At 71.5% G+C, this 17962-nt stretch carries 15 protein-coding genes; 10 read left to right on the top strand and 5 right to left on the bottom strand.

What is annotated here, in order from left to right:
• Positions 1-63: 63 nt before the first annotated feature.
• Positions 64-1746: an ABC transporter ATP-binding protein gene (locus ABD987_RS14190; protein WP_378273123.1), complete on the top strand. Its 1683-nt coding sequence runs from the start codon at positions 64-66 to the stop codon at positions 1744-1746.
• A 14-nt stretch (positions 1747-1760) separates the two neighbouring features.
• Positions 1761-3506: an ABC transporter ATP-binding protein gene (locus ABD987_RS14185; RefSeq protein WP_345393369.1), complete on the top strand. Its 1746-nt coding sequence runs from the start codon at positions 1761-1763 to the stop codon at positions 3504-3506.
• A gap of 127 nt (positions 3507-3633) precedes the next feature.
• Here ABD987_RS14185 and ABD987_RS14180 read toward each other — a convergent pair whose 3' ends face one another.
• Positions 3634-4974, bottom strand: a complete 1341-nt coding sequence (locus tag ABD987_RS14180) for a lysine N(6)-hydroxylase/L-ornithine N(5)-oxygenase family protein (protein WP_345391994.1) — start codon at positions 4972-4974, stop codon at positions 3634-3636.
• Between the two features lie 134 nt (positions 4975-5108).
• On the opposite strand from ABD987_RS14180, the gene ABD987_RS14175 reads away from it, so the two are divergent.
• The 6 genes from ABD987_RS14175 to ABD987_RS14150 all read left to right on the top strand — a co-directional run bounded on the left by ABD987_RS14175 (position 5109) and on the right by ABD987_RS14150 (position 13050).
• Positions 5109-6056: a methionyl-tRNA formyltransferase gene (locus ABD987_RS14175; RefSeq protein ID WP_345391991.1), complete on the top strand. Its 948-nt coding sequence runs from the start codon at positions 5109-5111 to the stop codon at positions 6054-6056.
• Positions 6057-6134: 78 nt separating this feature from the next.
• Positions 6135-8225: an alpha-galactosidase gene (locus tag ABD987_RS14170; RefSeq protein ID WP_378214030.1), complete on the top strand. Its 2091-nt coding sequence runs from the start codon at positions 6135-6137 to the stop codon at positions 8223-8225.
• Positions 8226-8353: 128 nt separating this feature from the next.
• A complete protein-coding gene (locus tag ABD987_RS14165; protein ID WP_345391988.1) occupies positions 8354-9625 on the top strand; it encodes an extracellular solute-binding protein in 1272 nt (423 codons plus the stop codon).
• Positions 9607-10578 (top strand): carbohydrate ABC transporter permease, encoded by a 972-nt coding sequence (locus tag ABD987_RS14160; RefSeq protein ID WP_345391985.1) that lies wholly within the window; start codon positions 9607-9609, stop codon positions 10576-10578. The genes ABD987_RS14165 and ABD987_RS14160 overlap by 19 nt, the downstream gene beginning before the upstream one ends.
• Positions 10575-11399 (top strand): carbohydrate ABC transporter permease, encoded by an 825-nt coding sequence (locus ABD987_RS14155; RefSeq protein WP_345391982.1) that lies wholly within the window; start codon positions 10575-10577, stop codon positions 11397-11399. Before ABD987_RS14160 ends, ABD987_RS14155 begins: the two co-directional genes overlap by 4 nt.
• 49 nt (positions 11400-11448) lie before the next feature.
• Entirely contained in the window at positions 11449-13050 is a 1602-nt protein-coding gene (locus ABD987_RS14150) for a hypothetical protein (protein ID WP_345391979.1), read from the top strand.
• A gap of 3 nt (positions 13051-13053) precedes the next feature.
• On the opposite strand, the gene ABD987_RS14145 is transcribed toward ABD987_RS14150, so the two are convergent.
• The gene (locus ABD987_RS14145; RefSeq protein ID WP_345391976.1) at positions 13054-14691 is read right to left on the bottom strand and encodes an ABC-F family ATP-binding cassette domain-containing protein; all 1638 of its coding nucleotides are present in this window, start codon (positions 14689-14691) and stop codon (positions 13054-13056) included.
• Positions 14692-14848: 157 nt separating this feature from the next.
• On the opposite strand from ABD987_RS14145, the gene ABD987_RS14140 reads away from it, so the two are divergent.
• Positions 14849-15715, top strand: coding sequence for a PaaX family transcriptional regulator (locus tag ABD987_RS14140; RefSeq protein ID WP_345391973.1), 867 nt, complete (start codon positions 14849-14851; stop codon positions 15713-15715).
• A gap of 2 nt (positions 15716-15717) precedes the next feature.
• Positions 15718-16503 carry an enoyl-CoA hydratase/isomerase family protein gene (locus ABD987_RS14135; RefSeq protein ID WP_345391970.1) on the top strand — a complete coding sequence of 262 codons (786 nt, stop codon included), beginning with the start codon at positions 15718-15720 and terminating at the stop codon, positions 16501-16503.
• Here ABD987_RS14135 and ABD987_RS14130 read toward each other — a convergent pair.
• From ABD987_RS14130 to ABD987_RS14120, 3 genes are read right to left on the bottom strand one after another with little or no spacing between them, the layout of a single operon-like run.
• Positions 16490-16966 carry a hypothetical protein gene (locus ABD987_RS14130; protein WP_345391967.1) on the bottom strand — a complete coding sequence of 159 codons (477 nt, stop codon included), beginning with the start codon at positions 16964-16966 and terminating at the stop codon, positions 16490-16492. The two genes, ABD987_RS14135 and ABD987_RS14130, sit on opposite strands and share 14 nt — an antisense overlap.
• Positions 16963-17457: a hypothetical protein gene (locus ABD987_RS14125; RefSeq protein ID WP_345391964.1), complete on the bottom strand. Its 495-nt coding sequence runs from the start codon at positions 17455-17457 to the stop codon at positions 16963-16965. Before ABD987_RS14125 ends, ABD987_RS14130 begins: the two co-directional genes overlap by 4 nt.
• A complete protein-coding gene (locus ABD987_RS14120; RefSeq protein WP_345391962.1) occupies positions 17436-17927 on the bottom strand; it encodes a hypothetical protein in 492 nt (163 codons plus the stop codon). Before ABD987_RS14120 ends, ABD987_RS14125 begins: the two co-directional genes overlap by 22 nt.
• Between the last annotated feature and the right edge of the window lie 35 nt (positions 17928-17962).

Raw genomic sequence — 17962 nt, 5'->3', positions numbered from 1 at the left:
GACAGAAGCTTAGAGTAGCCTTACCTAATCTTGTGACTCAGTTCCTGTGGTGCGGAGGTGCCGGTGACGGCAGCAGTGATCACCGGCCGAACCGTGCTCCGGCGCGCGATCGCGGGCCAGCGGCGCCCCGTCGCGTTCGCCTCCGTGCTGGCGGCCGGGCACCAGGCGGGCGAAGCGCTGGTCCCGGTGGTGATCGGTGTGGTGATCGACCGGGCCGTGGCCGGCGGTTCGGCCTGGGTCCTGCTCGGCTGGCTGGTCGTGCTCGGCGCCGTGTTCGCCGTGCTGTCCACCTGCTACCGCTTCGGCGCGCGAGCCGCGGAACAGGCGGCCGAACGGAGCGCGCACGAGCTGCGCCTGGATCTCGGCCGCCGCGTGCTGCATCCCGGCGGCGGCGCCGAAACCGGGAACCTCGCCGGGGAACTGGTCAGCATCGGGACCGCGGACGCCCGGCGCGTCGGCGTGGTCGACGCGATCATCCCGTTCGGCGTCGCCGCGTTCTCCGGGCTGCTGGTCAGCGCGGTCCTGCTACTGCGGATGTCGGTGCCGCTCGGCCTGCTCGTGCTGCTCGGCACGCCGCCGATCCTGGTGCTGGCACATCTGATCGGGAAGCCGCTCGAACGGCGCAGCGAGGCCGAGCAGGCGCGGTCCGCGCACGCCTCCGGCGTCGCCACCGACCTGGTCACCGGGCTGCGCGTGCTCAAGGGCATCGGCGCCGAAACCGCGGCCGTGGAACGCTATCGCCGCACCAGCCGCTCCTCGCTGCTGGCGACGTTGCGGGCGGCGCGGGCGCAGTCCTGGCACCACGGGGCACTGCTCGCGCTGACCGGGATCTTCATCGCCGTGGTCGCGCTCGTCGGCGGGAACCTCGCGCTCGACGGGCACCTGAGCGTCGGCGACCTCGTCGCGGCGGTCGGGCTCGCCCAGTACCTCATCACGCCGTTCTCGGTGTTCGCCCAGGTCAACTCCGATCTCGCGCAGGGCCGCGCCTCGGCGGGCCGGATCGCGGCCGTGCTGTCCGCGCCGCCCGCCGTCACCGGCGGCCCCGGCACGCTGCCCACCACCGCCGCCGGGCACGTCCGGCTCGCCGCGGTCACCCACGGCACGCTGCGCGAGGTCGACCTGGAGGCACGGCCCGGCGAACTGCTCGGCGTGGTCGCCACCGACCCCGCCGACGCCACCGCGCTGCTGGACTGCCTTGGCCGGACGGCCGATCCGCTGTCCGGCACGGTACTGGTCGACGCGGTGTCGCTGTCCACAGTGGACCCCGAGCGCATCAGGGAGGCGGTGCTCGTCGCGGCGCACGACGCCGACCTGTTCGCCGGGACGCTCGCGGAGAACGTCCGCGCGGGCGGCCCCCGGACGGCGGAGGCGATGACGGCCGCCGCGGCCGACGAGGTGGCCGCGGCGCTCCCGGCGGGAGCGGCGACGGCGGTGTCCGAACGCGGGCGGTCGCTCTCCGGCGGCCAACGGCAACGGGTCGCCCTCGCGCGGGCGCTGGCCGCGGACGCCCCGGTGCTGGTGCTGCACGATCCGACGACGGCGGTCGACACTGTCACCGAGGCACGTATCGCCGAGGGCCTGGCCCGGATGCGGCGCGACCGGACCACGATCCTGGTGACCACGAGCCCCGCGCTGCTCGCCGCGGCCGACCGCGTCCTCCTGCTCGACGGCGGCCGTGTCACCGGCGAGGGCACGCACGCCGCGCTGGCCGGGCGCGCCGACTACCGGGCGGCGGTGCTCTCGTGACCAACTCGTCCACAGTGGATGGACAGCTGCTGCCGACCGCGAACGGGCGGCGGATCCGCGCCGTCACCGGCGAACTCCTGGGGCGCGCCAAGCTCCTGACCGCGGGCTCGTTCACCGTGCTCGCCGGGGCCACCGCGATCGGACTGCTCACCGCGCCGCTGCTCGGCCGGATCGTCGACCTCGTGTCGGGGCACCGCGCGGCGGCCGACCTCGTGCCGCCGGTGCTGGCGCTCGTGGTGGTGGCCCTCGCGCAGGCGATCGCGACCGCGCTGGGCATGTCGCTGGTGTCCCGGCTCGGCGAGACGATGCTGGCCGAGCTGCGCGAACGGTTCGTCGAACGCGCGCTGCGCCTGCCGCTGGAGCAGGTCGAACACGCCGGGTCCGGCGATCTGACCGCCCGGGTCACCAACGACGTCTCGGTGGTCGCCGACGCCGTCCGCCGGGCGCTGCCGCAGCTGGCGCGCTCGGTGCTGACCATCGCGCTCACCCTCGCGGCGCTGGCGGTGCTGGACTGGCGGTTCCTGCTCGCCGCGCTGGTCGCGGCGCCCATCCAGCTGCACACCGTCCGCTGGTACGTCCGCCGGGCGAAACCGGTCTACGCCGCCCAGCGCGAGGCCGTCGGCGCGCAGCAGCAACAACTGCTCGACACGATCGGGGGCGCGCGGACCGTCCGCGCGTTCCGGCTCGGCGACGCCCACGTCGAGCGCGTCCGCGACCGCTCGGACGCCGCGGTCCGGCTCGCGCTGCGCGGCGTCCGGCTGATGACGCGGTTCTTCTCCCGGCTCAACCTCGCCGAGTTCGTCGGTCTGTCGGCGGTACTGGCCACCGGGTTCCTGCTGGTCGGCGCCGACGCGGCGACGGTCGGTGTCGCCTCGGCGGCCGCGCTGTACTTCCACAGCCTTTTCAATCCGATCAACGTCGCCCTCGCGCTCGTCGACGACGCGCAGTCGGCGGCGGCGAGCCTGGCCAGGATCATCGGCGTCGCCGACCTGCCCGCGACGGCCGAACCGGAACACCCCGCGCGGCCGCTCGACGCCTCGGTCAAGGCGGTCGCGCTCGGGCATTCCTATGTGGACGGACACCCGGTGCTGCGTGACGTCGACCTCGAAGTGGCGCCGGGGGAACGTGTCGCGCTCGTCGGCGCCAGCGGCGCGGGGAAGACGACGCTGGCCAAGCTCGTCGCGGGGATCCACCGGCCGGGCGCCGGTTCGGTGTCGGTCGGCGGCGTCGAAGTCGGCTCGGAGATCCCGGCGCGCCGCGCGGTCGCGCTGATCAGCCAGGAGGTGCACGTCTTCAGCGGGACACTCGCCGAGGATCTCCGGCTGGCCAAGCCCGACGCTTCCGACGCGGACCTGCGCACCGCGCTCGGCACGGTGGGCGCGCTCGGCTGGGCCGAGGCACTGCCCGACGGTCTCGGCACCGTCGTCGGCGAGGGCGGCCACCAGCTCACGGTGACCCAGGCGCAGCAGCTCGCCCTCGTCCGCCTCGTGCTGGCCGATCCGCCGGTGGCGATCCTCGACGAGGCCACCGCCGAGGCGGGCAGCGCGGGCGCGAAGACCCTCGAAGCCGCCGCCGCGGCGGCGCTGGCCGGACGGACCGGGCTGGTCGTCGCGCACCGGCTCACCCAGGCGGCCACGGCCGACCGGATCGTCGTGCTCGACGCGGGCGCCGTCGTCGAAACCGGGACCCACGACGAACTCGTCGCCGCGGGCGGCCGGTACGCCGCGCTCTGGACGGCGTGGTCCGGCCAGCGGACGTGACCGAGCGGCGATCTCGCGTGATCAGAAGCGAAACTCGCGTGTCCGGAGGCGTAACTCGCGTGATTGGAGGAGGACCTTGTCCCATCACGCGAGTTACGCCTTCAATCACGCGAGATCGCCTGGGCGGTCAGCGGGAAACGCTTACGGCGTAGTCGGCGGACGGGACCGCCGCCGCTCGTCGCTCCACAATGGACTGGAGGATCTCGCCGACCCGGACCGCGGTGTTCGACAGCAGCGAGGACGTGATCCCGTGCGTGTGCTCGGTTCCGCCCTGCAGGTAGACACCGCCGCGTGGCGCGGGATCGAGCCCGATCCGGTAGTCGCGTTCGACCCGCGGCCTGCCCTGCTCGTCGCGACGGCAGCCCGCCGCGAGCTCACCCAGCAGCGGGGTCGGGTCGGCGGGCAGGTAGCCGGTGGCGCAGACCACCGCGTCGGCCTCCAGCACGGTGCGCTCGCCGGTGGTCAGCGACTCGACGGTCACCAGCACTCCCGAGCCGGTGTCGGTCATGTCGACCGGACGCGAGACGTTGAGCATGCGCAGCCGCTGCACCCCGAGGACCTTCTCCCGGTAGACGCGGCGGTACAGCTCGTCGATGAGGTCGAGGTCGACCGCGGAGTAGTTGGTGGCGCCGTGGTAACGCATGAGGCGTTCCTTGACCGGCTCGCCCGCGCGGTAGAACTGGTCGACCGCCTCCGGGTCGAAGATGCGGTTGACGAACGAGCTGTCGTCGGCGGGGCTGAAACCGTAGCGCGCGAACACCGCGCACACCTCGGCGTCGGCGAATTCGTCGTGCAGCAGCGCGACGACCTCGGCGGCGCTCTGCCCGGCGCCGACCACCACCAGGCGGCGGGGGCCGGCGCTCCGCAGCGCCGCCATCCGGTGCAGCAGCTCGCTGTTGTGCCAGATCCGCTCCCCCGGCGTCACCCCGGCGGGCAGGTTGGGCCGCAAACCCGTCCCCAGCACCAGGTTCCGCGCCCGCAGTTCGACCGGCTCGCCGCCGGTGACCGCCTCGACGTCGAAGTACGCGATCTCCCCGCCGTCGAACACCGGCCGCACCGAACGCACCTCGGTGCCGTAGGACACGACGTCGTCGACCTTCGCCGCGGCCCATTCGAAGTAGTCGTGGAACTCCACCCGCAACGGGAAAAGGTTCTTGTGGTTGATGAAGTCGACCAGCCTGCCCTTGGTGTGCAGGTAGTTCAGGAAGCTGAACTCGCTGGTGGGATTCCGCATGGTGGCGAGATCCTTGAGGAACGAGACCTGCATCGTCGCGGTGTCGATCAGCATGCCGCGGTGCCAGCCGAAGCGCGGCTGCCGTTCCAGGAAGTGGGCGGTCACCGTGCCCGCGTCCCCCGGCGCGGCGTTGTGCTCGGCCAGTGCGATCGCGAGCGCCAGGTTCGACGGGCCGAACCCCACCCCGACCAGGTCGTAGACCGGAATCCGCTCACCGGCTGCTGCTGGTGCCATGTTGGTCCCCTAGCGCGGCACTGCCGCATCTCGTTCCACCGACGAAAACTCAGGAAACCCTAACCTAACTTAGGGCAGGCTCAACTAGTACGTTGGTGGTGATATTCGTCCCTCGACCACAGAAAGGCCAGCTCATGCGCGTGGCCATGTTCGGCTACCAGACCTGGGGGCACCGCACCCTGCGAGCGCTCATCGACGCCGACCACGAGGTCGCACTCGTCGTCACCCACCCGAAGAGCGACCACGCCTACGAGCGCATCTGGTCGGACTCGGTGGCCGATCTCGCCGAGGCGCACGGCATCCCCGCGCTCCTGCGCACCCGCCCCGACGACGCCGAACTGCTCACCGCGCTCAAGGAAGCCGACCTCGATCTGATCGTCGCCAACAACTGGCGCACCTGGCTGCCCCCGGAGATCTTCACGCTGCCCCGGCACGGCACGCTCAACGTGCACGACTCCCTGTTGCCCGCCTACGCCGGGTTCTCGCCACTCATCTGGGCGCTCATCAACGGCGAGCCCGAGGTCGGCGTGACCGCGCACATGATGGACGGCGAACTCGACGCCGGGGACATCGTGCTCCAGCGGGCCGTCCCGGTCGGACCGTCCGACACGACCACCGATCTGTTCCACCGCACCGTCGACCTCATCGAGCCGATCGTCACCGAGGCGCTGAAGCTCATCGAGTCCGGGTCCGTCGTGCCGGTGCCGCAGGACCGGTCGAAGGCGAGCTTCTTCCACAAGCGCGCCGCGCGCGACAGCCGGATCGACTGGACGTGGCCCGCCGAGGACATCGAACGGCTCGTCCGCGCGCTGTCCGATCCTTATCCGAACGCGTTCACCCACCACCGCGGCAAGCCGCTGCGGATCGTCAAGGCGTCGGTGTCGCGGGGGCACTACGGCGGGACGCCGGGGCGGATCTTCATCAAGGAGGGCGACGGGGTGGTCATCGTCGCCGGGCCCGAGGCGCGGCGCGGCCGGTCCCCCGGCCTCCTCGTCGAGCGCGTCCGCACCGCCGACGACGTCGAACTCCCCGCGGCCGAGTACTTCACCACGATGGGGGGCTACCTGACCGATCGGCCCTGACGCCACCCGGGGAACCGGCTGCCCCGATGACCGGGAACGGGATGGCCACGACCGGACGGGCACGCCAGTATCGCCGGTGTGATCGAGTGCGACGAACAGTCGCGGACCTGGGTGCTGCGCACCGCCGCCGCGTCCTACGCCCTGCGGTTGACCGACGAGGACGTCCCCCGGCACGTCTACTGGGGCCCGGCGCTGACGCTCGCGCAGATCGCCGAGCTCGGCACCGGGCCGCGGCCGTGGTGGGACGGGTTCAACGATCCGGACGAGGGCACCGACGAGCTCGCCGCCGACGGCGGGACCCGGTTCTGGCCCCCGGCGCTGCAGGTCCGCCTCACCGAGCACACCCGGGCGCTGGAATGGCGCTACACCGGGTACACCATCGACGGCCCGCACCTGCGGGTCGGGTTCCGCGATCGGCACTTCCCGTTGCGGTGCGCGCTCCACTACCGGATCGCGCGCGGCACGGACGTCGTCGAGCGCTGGCTCGAACTGGCCAACGACGGCGACGGCGTCGAGGTGATCCGCGCCGATTCGGCGTCCTGGGTGCTGCCGCGGTGGCCGGACTACCGGCTCAGCCACGTCACCGGCCGGTGGGCCGGCGAAAGCCGACTGCGACGGGAACCGTTGGCACACGGGGAAACCGTCCTCGCCAGCAGGCGCGGGATCACCGGCCATCACGCGAATCCGTGGGTCATGGTCGACGACGGGAGCGCGACCGAGCGGCACGGCGAGGTCTACGGCGCGGCACTGGCCTGGAGCGGGTCGTGGCGGATCACCACGACCCGCTCCGCGACCGGCCGCGTCACGGTGAGCGGCGGATTCGGGCAGGACGGTGTCCGGCACCGGCTCGCCCCCGGCGACCGCCTGACCACCCCGGTGTTCGCGGGCCTCTACACGCGTGGCGGATTCGGCGCGGCGAGCCGGGAATGGCACCGCTACGTCCTCGGGCACGTCCTGCCGCATCCCGGCGAAACCCGGCCCGTGCTCTACAACTCCTGGGAGGCAACGGGATTCGACGTCGACCTCGCCGGCCAGGAAGCGCTTGCCGAACGCGCGGCGGCACTCGGCGTCGAACTGTTCGTGCTCGACGACGGCTGGTTCGGCGAGCGGACCGGCGACCACGCGGGGCTCGGTGACTGGCGGGTCAACCGAAAGCGCTTTCCCGACGGCCTCCGGCCGCTCTCCGATCACGTGCACCGGCTCGGGATGCGGTTCGGACTGTGGGTCGAACCCGAGATGGTCAGCCCGGACAGCGATCTCCACCGCGCACGCCCGGACTGGGTCCTGCACCAGCCGCACCGGCGCCGGTCGGAACTGCGGCACCAGCTGGTGCTGAACTTCGCGCGGCCCGATGTCGCCACGTGGGCGCACGACTGGCTCGGCGCGCTGGTCGCCGAGAACCGGATCGACTTCCTGAAGTGGGACATGAACCGGCCCTTCACCGAAGCGGGCTGGCCGGGCGAAGCCGATCCCGACCGGCTGTGGGTCGAGCACACCCGCGCGGTCTACACGCTGATGGACCGGCTGCGGGCCGAGCACCCCGGACTGCGCGTCGAGGCGTGCGCCGGGGGCGGCGGCCGGATCGATCTCGGCATGCTCGCGCGCGCCGACCAGGTCTGGCCCTCGGACAACACCGACGCCCTCGACCGGCTGGACATCCACCACGGGTTCGGGCAGGTGTACCCGGCGCGGACGATGTCGGCGTGGGTCACCGACGTCCCGAACTTCGGCACGCACCGGTCCGTCCCGCTGCGTTTCCGCTTCCATGTCGCGATGTCCGGGGTGCTCGGGATCGGCGGCGACATCGGGAAGTGGCCGGAGGAGGACCTCGCGTTCGCCCGCGAGCAGATCGCGCGCTACCGCGATCTCCGCGCGGTCGTCCAGCACGGGCGCCTGTACCGGTTGCGGCCCGCCGACGACGGCGTCACCGCGCTCCAGTACGTGGCTGCGGACACCGCGTGCGCGGTGGTGTTCGCCTACCGGCCACGCGGCCGGTTCCCGGCCCCGGCGGCACCGCTGCGGCTCGACGGGCTCGATCCCGCCGCCCGCTACCGCGATCCGGACTCGGGTGCGGAGCACAGCGGGGCCGTCCTGCTCTCCCACGGCCTGCCGCTCCGGCTCCCCGAAGGCGACTACGCGAGCGCGGTGATCCGGCTTGACCGGATCTAGCGCGATAAAGATCTGATGTATTGACTGCCCCGAGCCGGTTTTGTCGCCAACCGGCGGTTGACATCCCGATAAAGGTCCGATCGAATGCGTCGTATATCAGGTATCACACTGCGGGGAAGGCGGCGGTCATGAGAAGATCCCTGGCGCTGGGGGCGGCGCTGCTCCTGGCCGTGAGCGCGTGTTCGGTCGGGACGAGCACCGGCTCCGGCGACGGCGCGGAAATCTCCTTCCTGACCTTCGAAACCCCGAACCTGACTCCCGCCTACTGGGACGCCGCGATCAAACGCGTCACCGACCGGAACCCCGGCATCCGCGTCAGGAAGCTCGTCTCCCCCACCGCGGACGGACGTACCTCGTACGCGAAACAGCTGCTGCAGTCCGGACAGTTCCCGGACGTGATGATCGCCGTCGACTCGGCGGGCTTCGCCGAGGCCGGGAACCTGTACGCCTGGAAACCCGAGGAGCTCGGGGACTTCCAGTTCCCCGAGGCGAACCCGGTGCGCGGCGCGTACCACCAGCTGCCCGCGAACACCCAGACCATCCCGCCGGTCTACTACAACAAAAAGCTCTTCGCCGAGGCCGGGATCACCGCGCCGCCGACGACGTGGGACGAACTCGTCGCCGACGCCGGGAAGCTGAAGGAAAAGGGCGTCGCACCGTTCACGATCGGCGGCGGCAAGGACGGCTTCCCGTCGTCGATGATCCTTTCCGGACTCGTCAGCACCGAGGTCTACGCCACGGCGCCCGACTGGCTGACCCAGCGGCGCGCGGGCAAGGTCAGGTTCACCGATCCGGTGTTCCAGCAGGCTTTCGGCAGACTCGCCGAACTCGCGGCGCGCGATTATCTCGACAAGACCAGCGTTTCCCGGGATTACGCCGCGACCGAACAGGCCTTTCTCGACGGCAAGAGCGCGATGTATCCGATGGGCAACTGGTTCGCCGCGAACGCCGACGCCAGGAAGCACGACTTCGAGATCGGGGTGTTCGATTTCCCCACCGTGGACGGGAAACACGTCGTCCCGGCCTACACCGGCGGCGGCGTGATCGTGAACGCGAAGGCCGCGAACCTCGAAGCGGCGAAGAAGTTCGCCCTCGGATTCCAGCTAGACAAGGGCCAGCTCGACGCGTCGGTCAAGGCTGACGGGCTCTTCCCCGCCGTCAAGGGATACCAGCCGCCCGCCGATGTCGGCCCGACCTTCAAGGCGGGCTACGAGCTGTACCGGCGAGCGGTGCGGGAAAACGCCGTCGTGCACGCGTTCCGCTGGGAGACCGCGGACGACGGTCTCCTGCCGGGGATGAAGGACAAAGTGGACCAGGCCGCCCAGGACGTCATCACCGGGCGCAGGAGCGTCGCGGACGCGTGCGCCTTTCTGGACGCCGAGTGGGCGAAGGCGGGCTGAGCCGCGCCATGGCCACCGACCTCATCGCCGTCCCCTCCACAGCGCAGCGGCGCGTTCCGGCACGACGCCGCCGCGAGCCGATTTCCGGACGGCTCTGGCACTTCACGTCCTTCGGCGCGCCGGGAGTGCTCGTCTACGCGTGTTTCGTGCTGGCACCGATCGCGATCAGTTTCGGCTACAGCCTGACGAACTACAACCCGTTCAACCCGCCCGCGAGGTTCGTCGGCTTCGACAACTACGTGCTGTTGTTCGCCGACGAACAGTTCCGTACCGCGCTGGGGGTCACCACGATCCTCACGCTGATCGTCGTGCTCGTGCCCAACGTGCTCGGGCTCGGTGTGGCGCTCCTGCTGGACCGGAAGGGATGGCTGTACACCGCGTTACGGGGCGTCTTCTTCACCCCGGTGGTGCTCAGTTCGGTGGTGGTGAGCATCGTCTGGTCCCGGCTGCTCGACGATCAGGGACCGCTGAACTCCGCGTTGCGCGCGCTCGGCGTCGAGCACCCGCCGGGGTGGCTGTCCGATCCGGACCTCGCGCTGTACTCGGTCGCCTCGATCGTGTGCTGGCAGCTGCTCGGGTTCTGCGTCGTGGTGTACCTCGCCGGGTTGCAGGGAGTCCCGGCGGAACTGCTGGAGGCCGCCGAGATCGACGGCGCGGGGCCGGTGCGGCGGTTCCGCGCGGTGACCTGGCCACTGCTCGCCCCGTCGCTGACCATCAACACCGTCGTGCTGCTGATCTCGGCGTTCAAGACCTACGACCACGTCAAGGTGATCACCAACGGCGGACCGGGCTCCGGGGCGACCGCGACGATCGCGTTCGACGTGCTGCGGACCGGATTCGACGCCAACCACGTCGGCTACGCCTCGGCGATGGCGGTGCTGATGCTGGTGATCGTCGCCGCGCTCACCACGGTCGTGCTGCGTTTCCTGCGGCGCCGGGAGGTGGACCTGTGAAGCGCGCGTCCTGGCCGCGGCCGGTGCTCGCGGTGCTCGTCGCGGCGGTGTTCGCCGTGCCGCTTTACCTCGTGCTCGCGAACGTGTTCAAACGCGGTGACCTCATCGCGCGGTCCCCGGCGTCGCCGCCCCTGCCGCCGACGCTGGCGAACATCCACGCCGTGCTGACCCGCCCGGACGGGCTGTTCTGGGTCAGCCTCACCAACTCCCTGCTCGTGACGCTGCTGTCGATCCTCGTGCTGACCGTGCTTTCCGCGATGCTCGGGCACTACCTCGCGCGGTCGGCGAAACGGTGGACGAAGGTCCTGACACTGGTCCTGCTGGCCGGGCTGATGATCCCGCCGCAGGTGATCCTCATCCCGATCACCGACGTCCTGCGCGCCACCGGGCTGATGGCGACCGTGCCGGGACTCGTGCTGTTCAACGTCGGCTACTACGTGCCGTTCGGGGTGTTCGTGTTCGGCGGGTTCGTCCGCGGGGTCCCGGTCGAGCTCGAAGAGGCCGCGCGGCTCGACGGCGCGAGCCGCGCGCAGGTGTTCTGGCGGGTGGTGTTCCCCCTGCTGCGGCCCGCGACCGCGAGCGTGCTCATCTTCCTCGGGGTGTGGATCTGGAACGACTTCATCGACCCGCTGATCATCCTCGGCCCCGGCCAGGGCACCACGATCACGACCGGGATCTACCGGTCGATCGGCCAGTACCAGGCCGATCTCGGCAGCGTCTTCGCGCTGATGTTCCTGGCGACGCTGCCGGTGCTGATCTTCTACCTCGCGCTGCAGAAGCAGTTCGTCAAAGGCCTGACCGGCGGAGCGACCAAGGGCTGAAAAGTGCTATAAGAACCCCCGATGGTTCGACGGACGGGGGATCCGGATCATGCGACGGGACGAGCCGAGCCCGGCCGAGGAACGAGTCCGGGAGGCCTACACACGCGGTGAAGTCGCCGATTTCCGGGACGGCGCCGACGATTCCGCCGACGGGACTTCGTGGGGGCCCGAACGAACGGTACGGGCCGGGTTCCTGCGGCGGCTGCTGCTCACCGGGGAAACCGACGACGGCGTGATCCCGGCGTTGCGGATGTCGGGTGCGCGGATCAGCGGCGCGCTGGATCTGGCGGGCGCGGACGTGCCGTGCCCGGTCCGGTTCCACGCCTGCCACTTCGACCAGGTCCTCGTCGTGGAGGCGGCGCGGACCCGGCAGCTCGACCTCACCGCGTCGGTGCTGCCCGGCCTGCGCGGAGCGCGCGTGCGCATGGCCGGTGCCCTCCACCTGACCGCCTCCCGGTTCTCCGGGCCGGTGCGCCTGGCGGGCGCCCGCGTCGCGGGCCCCGTGCTGGCCGAGGAAGCCCACCTCGAAGCGGCCGAGGGGCCGGCGCTGCGACTGGACACGGCACACATCGAAAACGACCTGTGGGCGCCCGGTCTCCGTGCCACCGGACTGGTGACCATGGAAGGCGCGCGCGTCGACGGCACGCTGAACCTGCGCGACGCCGCGCTGGCCCGTCCCGGCGAAACCTGCCTCAGCGGCACCGGCCTCACCGTGGGATCCGGGGTCGTCGCGCCGCGCCTGGTCACCGACGGGGAAATCCGGCTGTCCGGAGCGCGTGTCACGGGCAGCCTCGACCTCACCGGCGCGCGGCTGGTTCGCCGTGGTGGCAAGGCGGTGCGGGCCGACAACCTGACCGTCGGAGCCGACCTGCGTGCGACGCGGGCGCGCGCCGAGGGGTGTGTCGACCTGCGTGGCGCGACGATCACCGGTCAGCTCGACCTCGCGCACGCCGAGCTGTCCAACGACAAAGGCGTTCTGGCCCTACGCCTCAGCAGCTGTACCGCCGCCGAGCTTTCGCTGCGCGAAGCCGAACCGATCCGCGGGCTGGTCAGCCTGCAGAACGCGCGGTTCGACCTGCTCGTCGCCACTCCCGGGGTCTGGCCGGAGGTGGTGAAGCTCGACGGCCTCCGCTACGCGGCCCTCGCGCCCCACCTGCCCGCCAGGGAACGCCTGCCGCTGCTGAAACGCGCCGAGGACGGCTTCGTCCCGGAAAGCTACACACAACTCGCCGCCGCCTACAGCGGTGTCGGCGACGACGTCGCCGCGCGCGAAGTCGGCTTGGCCCGGCAACGGCACCACCGCTCGACGCAGCCACGGTACGCGCGAGCCTGGGGGTACCTGCAGGACGCCGCGGTCGGCTACGGCTACCGCCCGCTCCGCGCGGCCGCCTGGCTCGCCCTGCTCCTCGCCGTCGGCACGCTCGTGTTCGGGCTCCACCACCCGCCCGCGCTGGACGCCGGGAAGGCGCCGGTGTTCAACCCCTTCGTCTACACGCTCGATCTCCTGCTCCCCATCGTGGACTTCGGCCAGGCGAAGGCGGTCAACCCGCACGGCGGGTACCAGTGGCTGTCCTACGGGCTCATCGCCGCGGGCTGGCTACTCGCCACCACGGTCGTCGCCGGGATCACCCGGACCATCAACCGCCGGTGACACTCAGGATTCGGTGACCTTGCCCTCGGCCACTTCGAGGCGGCGGGTGACGTGCACGGCGTCGAGCATGCGCCGGTCGTGCGTCACCAGCAGCAACGTGCCGGGATACTCGTCCAGCGCCGATTCGAGCTGTTCGATCGCGGGCAGGTCGAGGTGGTTGGTCGGCTCGTCCAGCACGAGCAGGTTGACCCCGCGGGCCTGCAGCAGCGCCAGCGCGGCCCGGGTCCGCTCCCCCGGTGACAACGTCGCCGCCGGGCGGAGCACGTGCGCCGCCTTCAGGCCGAACTTCGCCAGCAGCGTGCGGACCTCGGCGTCGGCGAACTCGGGCACCTCACGGGCGAACGCCTCGGCGAGCGGGTGCTCACCGAGGAACAGCCGCCGTGCCTGGTCGACCTCGCCGACGACGACGCCGGGCCCGAGCGCGGCGCCGCCCTCGTCGAGCGGGATCCGGCCGAGCAACGCGCCGAGCAGGGTCGACTTGCCCGCGCCGTTGGCACCGGTGACCGCTACCTTGTCCGCCCAGTCGATCTGCAGGTCCACCGGCCCGAGCGTGAACCCGCCCCGCCGCACGAGGGCACCGCGCAGGGTCGCCACGACCGCGCCCGCGCGGGGCGCCGCGGCGATCTCCATGCGCAGTTCCCACTCCTTGCGCGGCTCCTCGACGACTTCCAGCCGCTCGATCATCCGGTCCGTCTGGCGGGCCTTCGATGCCTGCTTCTCGGTGGCCTCCGCCCGGAACTTCCGGGCGTTCTTGTCGTTGTCGGGCGCCTTGCGGCGCGCGTTCTTGACGCCCTTCTCCATCCAGGCACGCTGCATCCGCCCCCGCGCCTCCAGCGCCGCGCGGGTGTCGGCGTACTCCTCGTAGTCCTCGCGCGCGTGCCGCCGCGCGACGGCTCGTTCCTCCAGATAGGCCTCGTAGCCACCGCCGTAGGAGCGCACCTGCCGCTGCGCCAGGTCCAGTTCGACCACCCGGTCCACCGTGCGCGCGAGGAACTCGCGGTCGTGGCTCACCAGCACGGTGCCCGCCCGCAGCCCGGTCACGAACCGTTCCAGCCGCGCGAGGCCGTCGAGGTCGAGGTCGTTGGTCGGCTCGTCCAGCAGGAAGACGTCGTAGCGGCTCAGCAGCAGCGAGGCCAGCCCGGCCCGCGCCGCCTGGCCACCCGAGAGCGACACCATCGGCTGCTCCAGGTCCACCGCGAGCCCGAGATCGGCGGCCACCTCGCCGGCGCGGTCGTCCAGATCCGCGCCGCCCAGCGCCAGCCACCGGTCGAGCGCGACGGCGTACCGCTCGTCCGCGCCCGCCGCGCCCTCGGTCAGCGCGGCCGTCGCGACGTCCAGTTCGGCCTGTGCGAGGGCGACCCCGGTGCGGCGGGCCAGGAAGGCCCGGACCGACTCGCCGGGGCGCCGCTCGGGTTCCTGCGGCAGATGCCCGACGGTCGCGGTCGGTGGGTTGAGCCGGATCTCCCCGTGTTCGGGGCGGTTCAGCCCGGCGAGTGTGCGCAGCAGGGTCGATTTCCCGGCGCCGTTCACGCCGACGAGACCGACGACGTCGCCCGGCGCGACGACGAGGTCCAGACCGGAGAACAATGTACGGTCGCCGTGGGCGGCGGCGAGATCCTTCGCGACGAGTGTGGCGCTCATGAGACCCCCGATTCTAGGAGAGCCGCCGTCAGGCCGAGGAGCGGCATCGATCATCACTCCATGCGGAGTAGCGTCCCGATCACACTGAGTCGGTAACCTGATCGGGTTTCCGAAATCGCGCCAGCACGACCCGAGCAGTGAGGTCGGTGAACCAACGATGGCGGAGCCACGCACCACCGCGGTCCGGCCGCAAGTCAGCAGACGCCGCGAGGTGAGCCACACCAGCGCCCGGTCACTCCTGATGACCGTGCTGGGTGAGTTCGCGCTTCCCCGCGGCACCCCGGTCTGGACCTCGATGCTGGTGGACGTACTCGGTTTCCTTGGCGTGGAAGAGAAATCCGCGCGGCAGGCGCTGGCACGGTCCGCGGCGGAGGGCTGGATCGTGTCCGAACGGCTCGGCCGCCGGGTGCGCTGGTCGCTGACCCCGCCGGGGCGGCGGCTGCTCACCGAGGCCGCGGAACGCGTTTACACCTTCGGCAGGGACGTGCCAGCCTGGGACGGCCGCTGGCTGATCCTGCTGATCTCGGTACCGGAGGCGAAACGCGACCTCCGCCACCGCCTGCGCACCCAGCTGACCTGGTCGGGATTCGGCTCGCCGGTGGCCGGGGTGTGGATCAGCGCCGATCTCGCGCGCCAGTCCGAGGCCGACCGCATCCTCGCCGAACTCGGCCTGACCACGCAGGCGCTGTCGTTCGTCGCGGCCTACGGCGAGATCGGCGAGCAGGACGCCATGGTCGCGCAGTCGTGGGACCTCACCGAGCTCGAGGAGCGGTACGAGCGGTTCATCGGCCGGTTCGCCGCGCTCCGCCCGTCCGGCGGCCGCGCGACGCTGCGCGCGCAGACCGAGCTCGTGCACGAATGGCGGCGGTTCCCCTTCCTCGACCCGCGCCTGCCCGCCGAGCTGCTGCCCACCGGCTGGTGCGGTGCCGAGGCGGCGGATCTGTTCCATCACAAACACGTCGACTGGCGTCCCGACGCCCAGCACTATTGGGACGTCCTCCTCGACGCCGAAGAAACAGGATGAGCATGGCTGACAACGCACTGGTCCGGCTCGAACGCGACGGCGGCCTCGCCGTGCTCACCATCGACGCCCCGCCGTTGAACCTCTACACCGCCGAGCTGCACGACCGGTTCGCCGACGCCGTCGCGCGGCTCGAAGCCGAACCGGCCCGCGCGCTGCTGATCAGGGCCGAGGGCAGGATCGTCAGCGGCGGGGTCGACGTCTCCCTGTTCGACGCGCAGGATTCGGCCGTCGAGGCGAAGGCGCTCTTCGACCGGATGCTCACCCTGCCCGACCGCATCGCGGCGCTGGGGTTCCCGACCGTCTTCGCCGCGCACGCCCTGTGCCTCACCTGGGCCTTCGAGGTCGCGGTGGCCTGCGACGTCATCCTCGCCTCCGAGCGCGCGAAGTTCGGCCTCGTGGAGAAGGTCGTCGGGCTGACCCCGACCATGGGCGGCACGCAGCGGCTCGCCGAACGCGCCGGGATCGGCCGGGCGAAGGAGTTCGTCTTCACCGGCGACACCTACGACGCGGCCACCCTCGAACGCTGGAACGTCGTCAACCGGGTGCTCCCCACCGACGGCTTCGACGAGGCGGCGCGCGCGTTCGCCGCTTCCCTCGCCGACGGCCCCACCCGCGCCCACGCCGCGACGAAGCGCATTCTCGGGCACTTCGCCCACGGCGGGGTCCCGGAGGCGAACGCGCACGTCACCACGATCGCTGCCGAGCTGTACGAGACCGAGGATCTGCGCAACGCGGTCAAGTCCTTCCTTGCCGACGGTCCCGGCAAGGCCACCTTCACCGGGCGCTGAACCACTCCGCCGCGAGCCTGCGAGCCTCGGCGAGCACGCGCGCGTCGACCTCGTAGCGGGCCTCGCTCGGGTACTCCAACACGTCGTACTCACGGCAGAGAGCGACAAGGCGTTCCGCGAGCGGTGTGTCGAAGCCACACCACACATCGGCCCACGCGGCGAAATCCGGAGGAGTCATCGTGCCCGCGACGGCGCGGGTGGCCAGCAGGCACAAGGCCTGTTCGATCGCGGCCCCACCTGCCGGGGTGAAGCCGACCTCGCGGACCGCGTCGTCCACGAGTTCGCCTACTTCCTCCTCTGCCCAGCGCGCGCTCGCCGCGGCGAGCGCGACGACCGCCGGGCCGTCGACTCCGGCGACCACCACATCACAGGCGGCGTACACGATGTCGCTCGCCGACGCCTCGTGGACGTGCCACAGGACGACGGTCTCGCGCAGCCGCCACCGCGCTTCCTCGCCCTTCATCGGCCCGCCAGCCTGTGCGCCTCGTCGAGCACCTGCTCGTCGAGGCGCTCGGGATCTCCCCCGAGAAACCTCATTGCTTCGTAGGAGCCCTCGAGGCTGGACAGACGATCCGCCAACACCATCCCGTCCTGGGCACAGCGCGCCGCCGCCCAGAACAGGAACCGGCGGGGCTCCAGCGCACCGGCCGCCGTCAACGCCGCCAGCACCCGCAACGCGTGCTCGTCGGCGGTGTCGCTCCCCCGGCCCGGCACCGCGAAACCGGTTTCGCGAAGGAGCTCTTCGACCAACTCCGGGACCTTCTCGTCCGCGGCGCTCACGTCCACGGCAGCGACCGCGACGACCGCAGGGCCGTCGATCCCGGCGACCAGCAGATCGCAGGCCGCGAACACGATGTCGCCCGCAGATACCTGGTCGGCGTACCAGCGCGCGACGGTTTCCCTCAGCCGCGACAGCGTTTCCTCCCGCCGCATCAGCGCACCGCCAGCTTCCATGCCTCGGCGAGCACCTGCGCGTCGATCTCTTCCCGGGTCTCGGGAACCAGGTCGCGCACATAGGGATCTTCGAGGAGCGAGTAGTTCTCGTGGAACAGGTGGATACCGTCGATGACGTCGCTCACGAAGTAGTCGAACCGCCGGTGCGTCCAGGTCACGAACGCCCGCGGCGTCAGCTCGCCCGCGATCGCGCGCGCCGCGAGCATGCGCAGCCCCTTCTCGTCGGCGGCGGCGCTGCCCTTCACCTCCGGCGTGATCCCGACCTCGACCAGTGCCGCGTCGAGCAGTCCGGGGACCTCCTCGTCGGCGACCCCGATGTTCACCGCCGCCAGTGCGACGACCGCGGGGCCGTCGATCCCGGTGACCAGCAGATCGCAGGCGGCGTAGACGATCGCGGCCGAACGGCCGAGATCCACGTACCAGAGCGCCACGGCGTCGCGCAACCGCGACAGCGCTTCCTCCCCATCCATGGGGAATATTCTCCGTGCCCGGCGCGGCGCCGGTC

Origin of the sequence: Amycolatopsis samaneae, assembly GCF_039541975.1 — a bacterium.
Lineage (GTDB): Bacteria > Actinomycetota > Actinomycetes > Mycobacteriales > Pseudonocardiaceae > Amycolatopsis > Amycolatopsis samaneae.
This window is presented reverse-complemented; position numbering and strand designations above follow the sequence as displayed.

What these genes read in the sequence shown, in the direction of transcription:
- ABD987_RS14180 (WP_345391994.1), bottom strand. Translation starts at nt 4,974, where the DNA reads ATGGCACCAGCAGCAGCCGGTGAGCGGATTCCGGTCTACGACCTGGTC.
- ABD987_RS14175 (WP_345391991.1), top strand. Translation starts at nt 5,109, where the DNA reads ATGCGCGTGGCCATGTTCGGCTACCAGACCTGGGGGCACCGCACCCTG.
- ABD987_RS14165 (WP_345391988.1), top strand. Translation starts at nt 8,354, where the DNA reads ATGAGAAGATCCCTGGCGCTGGGGGCGGCGCTGCTCCTGGCCGTGAGC.
- ABD987_RS14150 (WP_345391979.1), top strand. Translation starts at nt 11,449, where the DNA reads ATGCGACGGGACGAGCCGAGCCCGGCCGAGGAACGAGTCCGGGAGGCC.
- ABD987_RS14145 (WP_345391976.1), bottom strand. Translation starts at nt 14,691, where the DNA reads ATGAGCGCCACACTCGTCGCGAAGGATCTCGCCGCCGCCCACGGCGAC.
- ABD987_RS14140 (WP_345391973.1), top strand. Translation starts at nt 14,849, where the DNA reads ATGGCGGAGCCACGCACCACCGCGGTCCGGCCGCAAGTCAGCAGACGC.
- ABD987_RS14135 (WP_345391970.1), top strand. Translation starts at nt 15,718, where the DNA reads ATGGCTGACAACGCACTGGTCCGGCTCGAACGCGACGGCGGCCTCGCC.
- ABD987_RS14130 (WP_345391967.1), bottom strand. Translation starts at nt 16,966, where the DNA reads ATGAAGGGCGAGGAAGCGCGGTGGCGGCTGCGCGAGACCGTCGTCCTG.
- ABD987_RS14125 (WP_345391964.1), bottom strand. Translation starts at nt 17,457, where the DNA reads ATGGAAGCTGGCGGTGCGCTGATGCGGCGGGAGGAAACGCTGTCGCGG.
- ABD987_RS14120 (WP_345391962.1), bottom strand. Translation starts at nt 17,927, where the DNA reads ATGGATGGGGAGGAAGCGCTGTCGCGGTTGCGCGACGCCGTGGCGCTC.